This window comes from Arthrobacter sp. 01N444 (genome assembly GCF_056399305.1).
Window position 1 is genome coordinate 145387 of sequence record NZ_JBFTRB010000003.1, and the last position, 15625, is coordinate 161011.

The 15625-nt window shown below is 66.0% G+C and carries 12 protein-coding genes; 9 read left to right on the forward strand and 3 right to left on the reverse strand.

Annotated features, from left to right (window positions below):
* The first annotated feature begins 22 nt into the window (after positions 1-22).
* The 6 genes from AC1DKN_RS05065 (at position 23) to AC1DKN_RS05090 (ending at position 7654) form a co-directional block, all read left to right on the forward strand.
* Entirely contained in the window at positions 23-1354 is a 1332-nt protein-coding gene (locus tag AC1DKN_RS05065) for an MFS transporter (protein ID WP_476870601.1), read from the forward strand.
* Positions 1355-1468: 114 nt separating this feature from the next.
* A complete protein-coding gene (locus AC1DKN_RS05070; RefSeq protein WP_476870602.1) occupies positions 1469-2728 on the forward strand; it encodes a sensor histidine kinase in 1260 nt (419 codons plus the stop codon).
* On the forward strand, positions 2725-3381 hold the full coding sequence (locus AC1DKN_RS05075; RefSeq protein ID WP_476859821.1) for a response regulator: 657 nt from the start codon (positions 2725-2727) through the stop codon (positions 3379-3381). Before AC1DKN_RS05070 ends, AC1DKN_RS05075 begins: the two co-directional genes overlap by 4 nt.
* A gap of 90 nt (positions 3382-3471) precedes the next feature.
* Positions 3472-4350: a hypothetical protein gene (locus AC1DKN_RS05080; protein WP_476870603.1), complete on the forward strand. Its 879-nt coding sequence runs from the start codon at positions 3472-3474 to the stop codon at positions 4348-4350.
* A gap of 179 nt (positions 4351-4529) precedes the next feature.
* A complete protein-coding gene (locus AC1DKN_RS05085; protein ID WP_476870604.1) occupies positions 4530-6032 on the forward strand; it encodes a DUF4192 family protein in 1503 nt (500 codons plus the stop codon).
* A 284-nt stretch (positions 6033-6316) separates the two neighbouring features.
* On the forward strand, positions 6317-7654 hold the full coding sequence (locus tag AC1DKN_RS05090) for an RNA polymerase sigma factor (protein ID WP_018772396.1): 1338 nt from the start codon (positions 6317-6319) through the stop codon (positions 7652-7654).
* 257 nt (positions 7655-7911) lie between these two features.
* Here the strand turns inward: AC1DKN_RS05090 and AC1DKN_RS05095 are convergent, their stop codons facing one another.
* Positions 7912-8133, reverse strand: a complete 222-nt coding sequence (locus AC1DKN_RS05095; RefSeq protein ID WP_026266251.1) for a DUF7455 domain-containing protein — start codon at positions 8131-8133, stop codon at positions 7912-7914.
* A 250-nt stretch (positions 8134-8383) separates the two neighbouring features.
* On the opposite strand from AC1DKN_RS05095, the gene AC1DKN_RS05100 reads away from it, so the two are divergent.
* Both AC1DKN_RS05100 and AC1DKN_RS05105 read left to right on the forward strand, forming a co-directional pair.
* Positions 8384-10492, forward strand: coding sequence for a DNA gyrase/topoisomerase IV subunit B (locus AC1DKN_RS05100; RefSeq protein ID WP_018772397.1), 2109 nt, complete (start codon positions 8384-8386; stop codon positions 10490-10492).
* A gap of 169 nt (positions 10493-10661) precedes the next feature.
* On the forward strand, positions 10662-12188 hold the full coding sequence (locus AC1DKN_RS05105) for a M20/M25/M40 family metallo-hydrolase (RefSeq protein ID WP_476859818.1): 1527 nt from the start codon (positions 10662-10664) through the stop codon (positions 12186-12188).
* Between the two features lie 103 nt (positions 12189-12291).
* Here the strand turns inward: AC1DKN_RS05105 and AC1DKN_RS05110 are convergent, their stop codons facing one another.
* Together AC1DKN_RS05110 and AC1DKN_RS05115 are read right to left on the reverse strand one after the other, a co-directional pair.
* Positions 12292-13281: a M56 family metallopeptidase gene (locus AC1DKN_RS05110; protein WP_223917105.1), complete on the reverse strand. Its 990-nt coding sequence runs from the start codon at positions 13279-13281 to the stop codon at positions 12292-12294.
* Between the two features lie 6 nt (positions 13282-13287).
* Complete coding sequence (locus AC1DKN_RS05115; protein WP_018772400.1) at positions 13288-13674, reverse strand: BlaI/MecI/CopY family transcriptional regulator; 387 nt, start codon at positions 13672-13674, stop codon at positions 13288-13290.
* A 319-nt stretch (positions 13675-13993) separates the two neighbouring features.
* Here AC1DKN_RS05115 and AC1DKN_RS05120 point away from each other — a divergent pair, with 319 nt between their 5' ends.
* On the forward strand, positions 13994-15589 hold the full coding sequence (locus AC1DKN_RS05120) for a cytochrome ubiquinol oxidase subunit I (RefSeq protein ID WP_476870605.1): 1596 nt from the start codon (positions 13994-13996) through the stop codon (positions 15587-15589).
* The last annotated feature ends 36 nt before the right edge of the window (positions 15590-15625 follow it).

Below are 15625 nucleotides of genomic sequence, written 5' to 3' on the forward strand. Positions count from 1 at the left end.
ATGAACCGGGCATAATGGGGGAGTGACCTCTCCCCGCGCCTGGCTGATCTGGATCGTCGGGATCTTCGCCTATCTCGTGGCGGTCAGCCAACGGACCTCTTTCGGTGTGGTCGGCCTGGAGGCAACGGAACGCTTCCACGCCAGCGCCGCGGAGATCTCCTTCTTCACCGTGCTGCAGCTGCTGGTTTATGCGGCGCTGCAGATTCCCGTGGGGATTCTGGTGGACCGGTTCGGCTCCCGCGCGATGCTGGCGGGCGGTGGTGTCCTGATGGGACTCGGCCAGCTTCAGCTGGCGTTTGCCGACAACATACCCGGCGGAGTCCTGGGACGCGTCCTGGTGGGCGCCGGTGACGCCATGACGTTTATTTCCGTCATCCGGCTCATCCCGCTCTGGTTCGCCCCGGGGCGCGTCCCGCTCCTGACGCAGCTGACCGGCATGTCCGGCCAGCTCGGCCAGCTCTTCAGCGTGGTGCCGTTCGCCATGATCCTGCACTCCGCGGGGTGGACGCCGGCCTTCCTGACGCTCGGCGCGATGTCCGGCCTCGCCGTCGTGCTGGTGCTGATCCTGCTCCAGGACCTTCCACCTGGGCACTCCGCACCGGCACAGTCACAGGGGCTGCGCGCCACCGGCATTTCGCTGGGTCACGCCTGGCGGCAACCCGGGACCCGGCTCGGGCTGTGGAGCCACTTCACCGTCCAGTTCAGTGGCACGGTTTTTGCCATGACGTGGGGCTACCCTTTCCTGATTTCGGCCGAGGGGCTGGACCGCGGCACGGTCTCGGCCCTCATGGCGCTGTACGTCGCCGGCGCCATCGCCGCCGGACCGCTGATGGGCAGATTCGTTGCCCGGCATCCGCTGCGGCGCTCCACCATGGTGCTGCTCATTTCCGGATGCACCGCTGCCGCCTGGGCGGCAGTTCTGCTGGTGCCGGGACGCGCGCCGCTCTGGCTCCTGGCTGCGCTGGTGGTGACCCTCGCCGTCGGCGGCCCCGGTTCCATGATCGGCTTCGATTTCGCCCGGACCTTCAACCCGGCCCACCGGCTCGGCACCGCCACCGGGATAGTCAACGTGGGTGGCTTCATCGCCGCGCTCGTGTCCATTTACCTGATCGGGCTGGTGCTCGACGTCCTGCATGCCACCGGGTTCTCGCAGGGGGAGCTCTACGGCCTGGATCCGTTCCGCGTGGCCCTGAGCGTGCAGTTCCTGCTGCTGGCCGGGGGAGCAGGAGCCATCGTGGTGACCCGGCGGAAGGTCCGGCGCCAAATGGCGGCCCAGGGAGTCATGGTTCCGCCCCTGCTCAAGTCCCTGGCCGAGCAGCGCAGGCTGGTCGCGGAGCGCCGCCGCACGCCCTGAATATGTGGTGGGCCGGGCTGATCGGTCATCCGTATGGCTGAAGTTGTTCATTATCGGGGTTGAACTAACTCAGAACGAGCGTTGGAGATGTGGACGCCAGCTTAGGGTGAAGGCATGTTCAAACCGATCCAGTCTCTGAGGCTCCTCGCGGCACCGGCCACGTCCGTGCTGCTTCTGGGGACTCTCTTTATCCTGGAGGAGCGACATTTCGACCAGAACAGCGCCCTTCTGTTGGCGCTCCTGACCGGCGTCGCTGTGGCCGAGGTCCTGCCGGCCGCTGCCGTGGGGCTGGTTTTCGCCGCCTTGGCCCTGCAGAGCCTGAAGGTTTTCCCGTTGGTCTTTCTCTCGGGCGTGCTGAGCTACGCTGTCGTTCCGGTGGTCATCTTCGTCGCCGTCATCGGCTGGAAAGCCCGGAACCGGTGGGTCCTCCCCGTTGCTGCTGTCGTATTTGCCGGCATCATCACCGTCAACTGGTTCACCGACCAGACCTGGATCAACATCATCTTCGCCAGCCCGATCTACGGCAGGGGATTACTGCGAACCCTCACCTACGCCTTTCTGATCTTTGGAGCCTTCGCCGCCCTGAACCTCGCCGCCTGGGCCGTCGGTGTGGCAGTAAACAACGCCTCGAGGAGCCGAAGGGCGCAGCTCGCGGCGGAAACACGGCTGCGGGAGACCGCGACCGAACTCGCCATCGAACAAGAACGCAACAGAATCGCCGGGGAGCTCCACGACGTCCTGGCACATTCACTGACAGTCATCGTGGCCCAGGCCGACGGAATACGCTTCATCCACCGCACAGAACCGGAAACCGTGGAAGAAGCATCCAAGGTCATCGCCGAATCGGCGAGGACCGCCCTTGTCGAAACGCGCCGGCTCATCGAAGGCTTCTCCACGGAGCTCAGCAACCAACCGACTCACAAAATTGAAGACCTGGTGATTCTTGCCGACCGTCTGAGCTCCAGCGGCATGGCGGTCACGATCGAAACGACGGGCCAGCCATGGGACATGACCGCCGCCCAGCAGCTAACGGTCTACCGCCTGGCGCAGGAAAGCCTCACAAACGCCTTCAAGCACGGAGACCGGAGCCAGGGTACGCACCTGCACCTGGTGTGGACGGCAGGATCCCTTGAGCTCCGCATCAACTCCTCGCTGATCACCAGCCCGGCCGCGACGACAAAGGCCACCCCATCGGGCCGCGGGATAGCAGGAATGAAAGCCCGCGCCGCAGCCGCCGGCGGATGGGTGGAAACAGTCCGCGGCGAAGAGACCTTCGAAGTACTGGCCTTCCTCCCGTCGGCCGGACCTAGGCAGCAGGCAGCGGCCGCCTCCAACGGGCCCCGCCTGCGCTCATTGGAGGGAGCACAACCATGACGACCACACCGATCCGGATTGCCCTGGCCGATGACCAGCCGCTGTTCAGCGCCGGGCTCAAAATGATTCTGCGCAGCCAGGCGGACATGGACCTTGTCGGCGAAGCCGTCAACGGAGAGGCCGCCGTCGAACTCGTGCAGGAGACCTCCCCTGATGTGCTCCTCATGGACATCCGCATGCCTGTCATGGACGGCATCACGGCCACAAGGACGATCCTGGAAAAGTCCACTGGAACTGCCACCAAGATCATCGTGCTGACCACGATCCAGCATGACGAAGCCGTCGTCCGAGCCATCCAGGCCGGCGCCGCCGGTTTCCTGACCAAAGACACCACACCGGACTTCCTGCTGGCCGCCATCCGAACGGTTCACTCGGGGCACTCAGTCATCGCTCCGGCCATCACCAACGAACTGCTACGCGACTACACCACGCCCTCTTCCGGGAACGACGCCGCGCTGGCAGACCTGTCCGGAAGGGAGCGCGACGTGTTTCTCCTTACCGCCAAAGGGCTGGGAAACGCCGAAATCGCGGCCTCACTGGTACTCAGCGAAGCCACTGTGAAATCCCACGTCGGCAGCATCCTGGCGAAACTGAAGCTGAAGAACCGCATCCAGCTCGTCGCCTTCGCTTACGAAAACAACGTCCTCAACTAGCCCTCACAACAGCACCGCCCCACCCTCCGACGCCGTCCCAATACGGGAAGGACAGCCACCGCTTTGCCCAAAACAACCGAAGGAGCCACCATGAAAAAGAAGATCTTCGGCGCTGCCGTGCTGATCGTAGGCACCGGCGCCGCCCTGGCCGCGGCCGCCATCCCGGCCGCGTCGGTCACCGCGTCCCCGGAGCCCGTCCCAGGGATCATCCGCCAGGCAGAGGCCTACGCCTCAACAGATCCGATAGCCGAAAAGGGCATGCAGGAGGCTGTCCGCCGCTGCATGGCCAAGGCCGGCTTCGACTACACACCGCCCGCCGCCGAGACGACTATGGACCTCAACGGAGCCATCGGATTCAAACGGCTCACGGTCGACGCCGCCAAAGCCAGCGGCTACGCCAGCACCCGACCGCAGGGACCTCACGAGCCGGCTCCCGGGTCCGCAGACGGCAAACTCTTCGCCAATCCAGCCTTCACCAAGGCACTCACCGGGCCCGGGGACACCGCGTCAATGACCACGGTGGACGGTATGGGAACGTCCTCCGGCGGATGTCGCGGCGAAGCCATGACACAGATCTACGGCAGCGCGGAAAACTACATGCTCGCCACCGGCATCGCCTCCAACTGGTTTTTCCCGGCCGCCCTGTCCGCCTCCGGCGACTCGGGCATTACCAAAGCAGTCGCTGACTGGGCGGCCTGCATGAAGGAAACCCCTTACGCCTCGTTTTCTAACCCGGGGCAGGCCGCCGATGCCGGTAAAACTGCGGGCGGCCAGGAAGAGTTCAGAATCGCCGTGACCGACGCCGTCTGCCGGGACAAGACCGGGTTCCACGCTGCCCTGGACAAAGTCCTGGACAAATACCTGACAACCCGCATGCAGGAACTCGCCCCGCAGATCGCGAAGGTCAAAGAGATTCGCCGCGCCGCGGACTCGAACGCGGCAACGGTGGAGGCCACTGCATCGAAATAGTGCGGTTTAGTGCGGTTTGGCGAAAGGCCGGCGTCCTGTCAGCATTCGGGGGGGGGGCGGGGGGAGGACACCGCCCGTTGGCGCTGGTTCCGCCATAGTGGTTCCGACTTCGTCGCGGTTATCCACATAGCGCAACCCGGTACTGTCGCCGGGGACGCAGCCGCCGCGAAGCTGGACTTATGACAGCTCCCGATCACCTGAGAATTACCGGCCCCGAAGACATTCTGGGCTTCATCCCGCACTCCCTCGGTTACTGGCCGGAAGACAGCCTCGTGGCCATGACCTTGCAGGGGAAACGCCTCGGAGCCACCTTGCGGGTCGACCTCCCCGTGCCCGGAGGCGGCTCAGGCCGGAGGGACATGCTGGCCGGTTTTGCCCGGAATGTCGTGGCCTATCTGCAGGCGGACGACGCGGCTGACGGTTCGCTGCTGGCCTTCTTCACTGACGCTGAGGCCGGCGCCGATACGCAGACGGACAGCGCCGGCGACGGCCATGCGTGGGCGGACCTGCTCAAAGAACTCGAGCTTGCCCTTGAGGCAGCCGGATTGCCCGTGAGGGACGCCTGGATTATCGGTACTGAGTTCTGGCGCAACGCAGACTGCAGCGATCCGGAATGCTGTGGGATGCCCGGCCGTCCGGTCGAACAGATCAGGAACAGCAGGCTCAACGCCGAGATGGTCTACCGCGGCAGCAGCGTCGGCGCGGTCCCCGGCGCCCAGGGGACCACCCCGGCGCCGCTGCCGGTGGACCCCGCGGTGAGCCTTGCCGAGTGCGGCTGGGCGGAGCAATTCTCTCCTCGACGGCGGGACCGGGCCCAATTCGACCAGGTCCTCGACGTCTGGATGATGGCCATGCAGGCCGCCATTGGCCAGGAGCACCTTCCTGTCCCCACCGCGGGTGACGTGGCTAGGGGTGCCGTCCCCGACCCCGGAACCACCGACGCCGGGACCGACGCCGGAACCACCGGCTCCGGGACCGATGCCGGAACCACCGGCTCCGGGACGCCCGATCCCTGGACCAGTGGCCGGCCGCTTCAGCTCTCACCGGAACTCGCCGGCTACCTGCGGGCCAGCCTGTGCATTCCGTCGTGGCGGGACGCGGTCCTGGTGATGGCGGCCGCCGGACGGTCCGCGGCCGAACGCGGCGCCGAGGACTTCGGTATCTTCGACCCGGACCCCGGGTCCGCCGCTTTCCCCGATAACACGCCCGCCTCATGGCTCGGACCGACGCCCAGCCCCCTGCCGGGTCCAATGTCCGGCCGCACTTCCCGCACCAAGTCCGCTCCGCGGACGCCTCTGCCGGTGGCACCCGGCAGCGGCGGGTCCGCCGCCGGCGCCGTGCCTGCTGCCGGGGCTGTTCCCGGTTACGGGGAAGTCCTGCTCGGACTGGCGCCGTCGGTCCCGGACTGGACCCTGATGGGCGGGCTCGAGCGGGTCCTGGAACGGCTCGGCCGTCTTGGTGACGGGGAGGCAACGGCAGCCGCCGTGACGGCGCTGGGCTGGATCGAATGGTGCCGTGGCCGCGGCTCCTACGCCGACGCGCTCTACCGGCAGGCCCTGCAGGGCCACCCGGGGTACAGGCTCGCGGAACTGCTGGCGGAGCTTGGCCGGCGCGGCACCCTTTGCGGCTGGGCTGCCAGGCGGGAGGCGGCCTGGCAGAAGTTTGCCCCGGACGCGGCATGAGGTCCTGACGCGGCGGGCGAAGCCGCCGCGATATCGCCGACCCGGCGTCGCGAAAGGCACCCGGCCTGAAAACCGTGAGACAATGGTTGCCGAGACCCGGTTGGGTCCGTGTATCAAGTGCCCTAAATGTTCCTTGGAAACAGGGAACATTAAGGCCGCGCCAGCAGTTCTACTAAGTGGCTCTGCTGGTCGTGGTTGCACCTGATGTTGAACACGGACTTGACAGGGTCATAGTGGTGTTGCCCGTATGGTGATTCCGCAGACCGCAGCTAGAAAGGTTTTCAGTGACCCCGTCTTCCGCGAAGAAGGAACCCGCCGACCAGGCCGAATTGTCCCCTGAGGAGAAGAAGGCGGCGACCAACGCCAAGCGCGCCGCCACGCGCGCAGCCAACAAGGCTGTCAAGGACGCCGCTTCCGCAGAGGGTGGCGACACCGTAACCGGAGTCGCCAAGCCTGAGCCCAAGAAGCGCGGGCCCAAGCCCGGCGCGAAAGCCGCGGCAGAAGCCGCCGGCAACTCTGCCAGTACGTCTGACGATGACGTCGACGCCGAAGAGGATCTCGACGACATCACGCCCGACGCCGCCGAGCTCGGCGACGAAGTAGAAGGCGAGGAAGTCGCCGGCAAGGCCGCGGCCACCACCGGCTCCGGCTTCGTCTACTCCGACGCCGACGACGACGACGCTCCGGTGCAGCAGGTTATGTCTGCCGGCGCCACCGCCGACCCCGTCAAGGACTACCTGAAGCAGATCGGCAAGGTCGCCCTGCTGAATGCCGAACAGGAAGTAGACCTGGCCCTGCGGATCGAGGCCGGTCTCTTCGCTGAAGAAAAGATCGCAGCCGACGACGGCACCATGGACCCGAAACTCAAGCGCGAGCTCGAATTCGTCATCCACGACGGCAAGCGCGCCAAGAACCACCTGCTGGAGGCCAACCTCCGCCTCGTCGTCTCGCTGGCCAAGCGCTACACCGGGCGCGGCATGCTGTTCCTGGACCTGATCCAGGAAGGCAACCTGGGCCTGATCCGTGCGGTGGAGAAATTCGACTACACCAAGGGCTTCAAGTTCTCCACCTACGCCACCTGGTGGATCCGCCAGGCGATCACCCGCGCCATGGCTGACCAGGCCCGCACCATCCGCATCCCGGTGCACATGGTGGAAGTCATCAACAAGCTGGCCCGAGTCCAGCGCCAGATGCTGCAGGACCTCGGCCGCGAACCCACCCCGGAGGAGCTGGCCCTCGAACTCGACATGACCCCGGAAAAGGTCGTGGAGGTCCAGAAGTACGGCCGCGAGCCCATCTCGCTGCACACCCCGCTTGGCGAGGACGGCGACTCCGAATTCGGCGACCTCATCGAGGACTCCGAAGCCGTGGTTCCCGCGGATGCCGTGAGCTTCACCCTGCTGCAGGAACAGCTGCACTCGGTGCTGGATACGCTCTCCGAGCGCGAAGCCGGCGTGGTAGCGATGCGCTTCGGCCTTACCGACGGCCAGCCGAAGACTTTAGACGAAATCGGCAAGGTCTACGGTGTGACACGTGAGCGCATCCGCCAGATCGAATCCAAGACCATGTCCAAGCTGCGGCACCCGTCGCGCTCACAGGTCCTGCGCGACTACCTGGACTAAGCGCCACTGGTCGCAGACCGGGTAAAGGTTCTCAGCAATGCGGGGTCTCTTCCCGCCCATCCTCACCGGAGGAACGGGCAGGAAGGGACCCCGCATTGCTTTTTGCCGCCGCAGCCGGGTGCACGGCACTTAACCGACCCGGCACCTGACGAAACAGCACTTAACGAATCAGGGCCCCTCCGGTATGGAGGGGCCCTGATGCAGTGGTCTCAGGTCGCCCGGAACCCTGTAGGGTGCCGGGCTGAAACCGGTGCGGTCTAGTCGACCGGAACCGGGGCCTTCTGGTGAAGGCGGTCAGTCTCATCATGCCAGTCTGAACTGAGCGGCTTGAGGGTCGGTTCTACGGCGCGTGCGTGGTGGCCGCAGAAAAGAAGCTCACCGCCGGAGGCACCGAGAACAACTCGGACATATGCCTGTGCTCCGCAACGATCGCACCGGTCTGCGGCGGTCAGTGTGCGGTCCGCAACTGCTGTTGTCATGTTCGGCCTCCTTAGTAGATCGGTATACCTATATAACCAGCATTCGTGGCCAAACCATGGCACGGATGGCCTACTTTCGCTGTCCGCGTATCACGTCTCAGTAACGGCGGGTGGCCGGAGAGCCCCCGCGGGGAGTGGCAGACCGTCGATCACCCGGAGTCCGGCTAACCTAGGAAGTGCGTCAAATTCTGTGACTGCCGCCTGCGCACGCTGCGGTGGCTGTCCCGATCCTTTAAGGAGTTCACGACCCGTGGCACCCAGTTCTGATTACACCGCCCGGCACCTCTCCGTGCTGGAGGGCCTCGAGGCAGTCCGTAAGCGCCCGGGCATGTACATCGGCTCCACGGACTCCCGCGGCCTCATGCACTGCCTCTGGGAAATCATCGACAACTCCGTCGACGAGGCCCTCGCCGGCTTCGGCCACGACATCAAGATCATCCTCCACGCGGACAACTCAGTCGAGATCCACGACGACGGCCGCGGCATCCCCGTGGACGTCGAACCGAAAACCGGGCTGACCGGCGTCGAAGTCGTCTTCACGAAACTGCACGCCGGCGGAAAGTTCGGCGGCGGCTCCTACACCGCTTCCGGCGGCTTGCATGGCGTGGGCGCCTCGGTGGTCAACGCGCTCTCGGCCCGCCTCGACGTCGAAGTGGACCGAGGCGGCAAGACGTACAAGATGTCCTTCCGCCGGGGGGAACCGGGCCGGTTCAAGGATCCGGGCACCAAGCCGGACCCCGCGACCCTGTTCGAACCCTTCATCGACGGCTCTGTGCTCGATGTCGTGGGCAAGGCCAAGCGCGGCGTGACCGGAACCCGGATCCGCTACTGGGCGGACCGGCAGATATTCACGCCCGACGCCAAATTCTCCTACGATGACCTCGCCGCGCGTGCCCGCCAGACCTCGTTCCTGGTCCCCGGACTGAAGCTCACGGTCCGGGATGAACGCAGGATTGCCGGCACGCCCGGAGAATCGGGCCCGCATGAAGAGGTCTTCCACCACGACGGCGGCATCTCCGAATTTGTCGACTTCCTCGCCGCCGACCCCGCCGTCACGGATATCTGGCGCCTCCACGGTGCCGGGAAATTCAAGGAAACCGTCCCCGTCCTCGACGAAAAGGGCCACAGCCAGCTCGCGGAGGTCGAACGCGACTGTGAGGTCGACGTCGCGCTGCGCTGGGGGATTGGCTACGACAGCACGGTCCGGACCTTCGTCAACATCATTTCCACGCCCAAGGGCGGCACCCACCAGTCCGGCTTCGAGCAGGCCCTGCTCAAGACCTTCCGCAAGGCCGTGGAGACCAATGCCCGCAAGCTCAAGGCCGGCAACGACAAGATTGAAAAGGACGACATCTTCGCCGGCCTGACCGCGGTCCTGACCGTCCGGCTGGCCGAACCGCAGTTCGAGGGCCAGACCAAGGAAATCCTGGGCACCTCCGCCGTCCGGGCCATTGTGGCCAAGGTGGTGGAACAGGAGATCACCGCGAAGCTGACCTCCGCCAACCGCAACGACAAGGCCCAGTCCGCGCTGCTGCTGGAAAAGATCGTCAGCGAGATGAAGTCCCGCATCTCGGCGCGCGTCCACAAGGAAACCCAGCGCCGCAAGAATGCGCTGGAAACCTCCTCCATGCCCACCAAGCTGGCCGACTGCCGTACCGACGACGTCGGACGCTCCGAACTGTTCATCGTCGAAGGTGACTCCGCGCTCGGCACCGCCAAGCTGGCGCGGTCCTCCGACTTCCAGGCGCTCCTGCCGATCCGCGGCAAAATCCTCAACGTCCAGAAAGCCTCGGTGGGGGACATGCTCTCCAACGCCGAGTGCGCTGCCCTGATCCAGGTGGTGGGGGCCGGTTCCGGCCGCACGTTCGACATCAGCGCCGCCCGGTACGGCAAAGTGATCCTGATGACCGACGCCGACGTCGACGGCGCCCACATCCGGACCCTGCTCCTGACGCTCTTCTTCCGCTACATGCGTCCGATGATCGACGAGGGGCGCGTCTTCGCCGCCGTCCCGCCGCTGCACCGTGTGGAGGTCGTCAACGCCGGCCAGAAGGCCAACGAGATGATCTACACCTACTCCGAGGCTGAGCTCCATGTCCTGCTGGCGCGGCTCGCCAAAGAGGGCAAGCGCTACAAGGAGCCGATCCAGCGGTACAAGGGGCTGGGCGAAATGGATGCCGAACAGCTGGCCGAAACCACCATGGACCCGCGACACCGGACGCTCCGCAAGGTCGGGATCGAGAACGCCAAGCAGGCCGAAGAGACTTTCGACCTCCTCATGGGCTCGGACGTGGCGCCGCGCAAGGACTTCATCATTGCAGGCGCCGCCAATCTGGACCGGGAGCGCATCGACGCCTGACGTTCCGCCGGCGGGGACGGGCCCGGCGACCGAAATCTGTGCCGTCGCGGCTGCTTCGCCGGCGTCTGGTTCTCTCAACCTTTGCCCAAGGTGCTTCCGATAGCTTCATCTCACCCTTGCGGGCAAGGACGCCCGGATTGGATTCCGCAGCCGAATCCAGGAGAACCCTATGAAGCAACGCCGGAATATCCGCCGTGCGGCCATCGCCGCCTCGATCGGACTGGCGGCCAGCCTTGCGCCGCCCGCACTCGCTGACAACGGAACAAACACGGCACCCCTGCGCGCTGCCGTGTCGGCAACAAACATCATGAAACACCTCGCGGCCCTCCAGGCCGTCGCGGACGCCAACGGTGGCACGCGGGCTGCCAGCACTCCGGGATACGAAGCCTCCGCCCGGTACATCGAGCGCAAGTTGTGGGCCGCCGGCTACACCCCGGTCCGCCAAACCTTCCCCTACGAGCGCTACGACACCGTCTCGGCGTCGATGGAGCGCCTCTCGCCATCCCCGCGGACCTACGCCTATGACGCCCCGGACGGCTTCCTCGATATGAACTATTCCGGTTCCGGCAACGTCACGGCCCCGCTGAGCGCCGTCGACATCAACCTGGCCGGCGACCGGGCCTCCACCAGCGGCTGCGAGGCAGCCGACTTCGGCGGGTTCACGGCGGGCAACATCGCCCTGATCCAGCGCGGCACCTGCACCTTCCGGATCAAGGCGGACAACGCCGCCGCGGCCGGGGCGGCCGGCGTCATCATCTTCAACCAGGGCAATGCGGACCCGGCGGACGAGCGCTTTGCCCTCTTCGGCGGCACGCTGGACGCGCCTCAGGCAGGTATCCCGGTGGTCAGCACCAGCTTCGCCACCGGCGCCGAACTCGCCGGGCTGAACGGCGTCAGCATGCACCTCGCCGTGAACTCCACCGTCACCAAGCTGACCTCGTTCAACATCCTGGCCGACACCGGCGGACGCGCGGACCGCACCGTCCTGGTGGGGGCGCACCTGGATTCCGTGCCGGAAGGGCCGGGCATCAACGACAACGGCACCGGGACAGCCTCCATCCTCGAGACGGCGATCCAGCTGAAGGCGTCGGGCCAGACCCCCGTGAACAGGGTCCGCTTCGCCTTCTGGGGAGGGGAGGAGCCCGGACTTGTCGGCTCCGACTTCTACACATCCCAGCTGACGGCGAGCCAGATCAAGGCGCACGCGGTCAACCTCAACTTCGACATGGTCGGCTCGCCGAACTTTGTGCGGTTCGTCTACGACGGCGACGGCTCCTCCTTCGGCACGAAGGGCCCCAATGGCTCCGGGCTCGTCGAGAAGGTCTTCCTGGACTACTTCAAGTCCCAGAACCTGCCTACTGCGCCGACGCAGTTCGACGGGCGCTCGGACTACTCCGGGTTCATCAACAACGGGATTCCGGCGGGTGGCCTGTTCACCGGCGCGGAAGACCTTAAGACGGTGGCGGAAGCGGCAGTGTTCGGCGGGACACCAAACGTGGCTCATGACGCCTGCTACCACCAGGCCTGCGACACTCTCGCCAACGTCAACACCACTGTGCTGGAGCAAATGGCCGACGCGATCGCCCACTCGACACTGACCTTCGCCATGACCACCTCGGCGATCAATGGAACGTCCAAGGGCAACGGGTCCGGCAACGTCGACCTGCAATTCAAGGCCAGCAAGCTGCTGAAATAGCGGCGCAGATGGCTATCCTGGCGCGAAACCGGCCGCTCCGCCGTTCCTGTGGCGGGGCGGTCCGGCGTGGGGGCCGGATGACAGGAGTGGCAGGGGGCCGGAGTTAGCCGAGCAGGCCGGGGACCAGCAGCAGGGCCGTCGGCACGGCCAGGAGCAGCACGCAGCAGGCCAGGACAGCGGCGCGCAGCGGTTCCGACAACGGCGGCTGCGGCGAGAGCAGGCGGCTGACGCGTGACGCCGTCGTGCCCGCCGAGCCGCTGCCTCCGGTGGCGCCGGGCTGGCTGGGGTCGCCGTCGGCCACGCCGGGCTCGCCGAACGCCAGGCGCACCGCGGGGGTGGCCGGGGACCCGCTGGCCACAATGGCAATCGCCCTGATCAGGGTCGCCTTGCTCTCCGTCTTGAGCGCGACGTCGTCGGCCAGCATCTCGATCAGGGAGTTGACCGACTCCTGCGCCAGCCGGGTGGTGGGCAGCCACGGCAGCGCCTGGCGCCACGCGGCGAAGGCCCACAGCAGGAGGTGGTGGCGCTGGCTCAGGTGGGCGTTCTCGTGAATTAGCACGGCACGCAACTCATCGGGCTCCAGGGCGGCCATGAGGCCGTCGGAGAGAACCGTCACGGACCGTGCGCCGCCGGGCAGGCAGTACGCCACCGGCGAGTCCACGTTCAGGACCATCGTCCCCGGGCCGTCGGAGGACGGCGACGCCAGGAGGTCCAGCAGCTCGCGGTGGCGGCGGCGCTGGCGCTGGATCTTGTAGTAGGTCAGCAGCAGGGTAAATACCAGGTGCGCCGTCAGCAGGGCCGCGGCCGAGAGCGCAAAGATGTGCCAGAAGCCCAGTTCCGTGGTGGGGGCATTGTGGAAGACCATGCCAGCCAGCGCCCGCAGGCCGGAGAGCAGGTTGTCCCCGACCGGCTCGAGCCCGTAAACCAGCATGGCGCCGATCATGGACAGGCCACCGGCCAGCGCGATCGCCTGCCACAACAGCATCGCCGTGAAGGGGGAGCGGGCCGGCCACTGGGCACGGGAGAGGAGGACAGGCACCGGCCACGCCAATGCTATCGCCAGGACCGCCAGAAAATATGAGGTCCAGAACATCGGGCGCTAGCTGCGGCCCAAAAGCTTGCGCAGGGTTTCTGCCTCGTTATCCGTGACGGAACCAATGAACCGGGCCAGGACGGCTTCGCGGTCCGGAGCGGAGCCGAGGACCTCGTGCATGAGTTCCGCGGTGTGGTCCGCACGGCTCGAGACGGCCTGGTAGCGGTGAGGGCGGGTGCCGCGTTCGCGTTCCACCAGACCCTTCCGCTCAAGGCGCGAGAGTACGGTCAGCACCGTGGTGACCGCGAGGTCTTTGCCCACGTGTCCGGCGCTGCCGTCCTGGGGCTGGGTGCTTTGTGCGAGGAGGTCCCGCAGAGTGTTGGCTGTCGCAGCTTCTTGGCCTGCCCAGAGCAGGTCCATCACTGCCCGTTCCAGTTCACCGAGACTTGCCATTGCGTACATCCTTCTATGCCTGCCGCGCCGGCGTCATGCTGGGAAACTGCTGGTGCCTGCCGGGGCGGTGTGTGTGAATTCTTCGTTTACAAATTTACCGCGTTTTGCGCATTCTTTCTACATGAAGTAGAACACGGCCGCCCGGCGTGTCGCGCCGCCGACCCGGGGTGGCGGGAGAGGGCCTTTGTTCCATTGCAGGCCGTGACGTGCCGTGGGAGTCTGGGTTACGGGGAAGCGACGATGTGTTCTACACTCTGTAGAAGAATTACTTCTACGCCACGTAGAAGTTGCTCGGACCTAGCCAAAAGTAGGGACTGCCTTGGACGCCTTGGAAATCGCACGCTGGCAATTCGGAATCACCACGGTCTACCACTTCATGATGGTGCCGCTCACGATCGGCCTCGGGCTGGTGGTGGCTGTGATCCAGACGCTCTGGTACCGCACCGGCAAGCCGGAATATCTGCGCATGACCAAGTTCTGGGGCAAGCTCTTCCTGATCAACTTCATCATGGGCGTGGCCACCGGCATCGTGCAGGAGTTCCAGTTCGGCATGGCCTGGAGCGAGTACAGCCGCTTTGTCGGTGACGTCTTTGGCGCCCCGCTGGCCCTGGAAGCGCTTTTGGCGTTCTTCGTCGAGTCAACCTTCCTGGGCCTGTGGATCTTCGGCTGGAAACAGCTCAAGCCCGCCGTCCACCTGGCCTGCCTCTGGATCGCCGTCATTGGTTCCGTCTTCTCGGCCTACTTCATCATCGTGGCCAACAGCTGGATGCAACACCCCGTCGGCGTCGGAATGGTCAACGGCCGGCCCGTCATGACCGACGCGTGGGCCGTCTTCACCAACAACACGGCCCTGGTCGCCGTGCCCCACACTCTCTTCGGCGCCCTGGCCGTCGCCGGCGGGTTCCTGCTCGGCATTGCCTGGTACCACCTGTGGCGCCGCCGCCACGACGGCATCGACACCATCGGGGCCGACGGCAAGGTGATCCCCGGCGAAGCCGCCGGCATCCTCGGCCGGGACCGCAGTGACCACACCGTCTGGATCCGCTCGCTGAGGATCGGCGCCGTCGTCGCCATGATTTCCTTCGCGGGCACCGCCGTCACCGGAGATCTGCAGGGCAAGCTCATGTTCGAGCAGCAGCCCATGAAGATGGCCGCCGCCGAGGCGGCCTGCCATGATGGCACCGGCTTCTCGGTCCTCAGCGTCGGCAACCTCGGCGCCAAGAACTGCGATGACATCGTGGCCGTGATCGAGGTCCCCGGCATCCTGTCCTTCCTGGCCAAGGGCGACTTCACCACGGAGGTCAAGGGCGTCAACAGCCTGCTGGGCGAGTACCAGGCCAAGTACGGCACCACCCTGCCCGACAACCCCATCTACGGGGACCGCGCCGGACAGCAAATCCAGTATGTGCCCGTCATGGAAGTCACCTACTGGGGCTTCCGGATGATGATCGGCTTCGGCGGCGTGGCCGCCCTCGCCGCCCTCCTGGCACTGTGGGCAACCCGCAAGGGAACAGTGCCGGCCTCCCGCGGCCTCATGCGCCTGGCGGTGTTCGGGATCCTCGCACCGTTTGGTGCCAACGCGGCGGGCTGGATCTTTACCGAGATGGGCCGACAGCCGTTCGTCGTCGCCCCGAACCCGGACCCCAGCGGCATCGACCAGGTCTTCATGTTCACCGCCGCGGCCGTCTCACCGGGAGTTTCGGCTGGAGAGATCCTGACCTCCCTCGTGGTCCTGACCTCCATCTATGCTGTGCTGCTGGTGGTGGAGGTCAAGCTCCTGGTCAAGTACATCCGCGGCGGCGTGGCCTCGGCCATGCCGGAACTTGCCCACGCCCCCGTTGACGAAAACGAGGACACCACCCCCCGGGGCGGTCCCGGCAAACCCGACGACGACGTCCTGGCGTTCGCCTACTAGGCGCCCGCCCGGCAACCCACCACCCAGCAACCCACA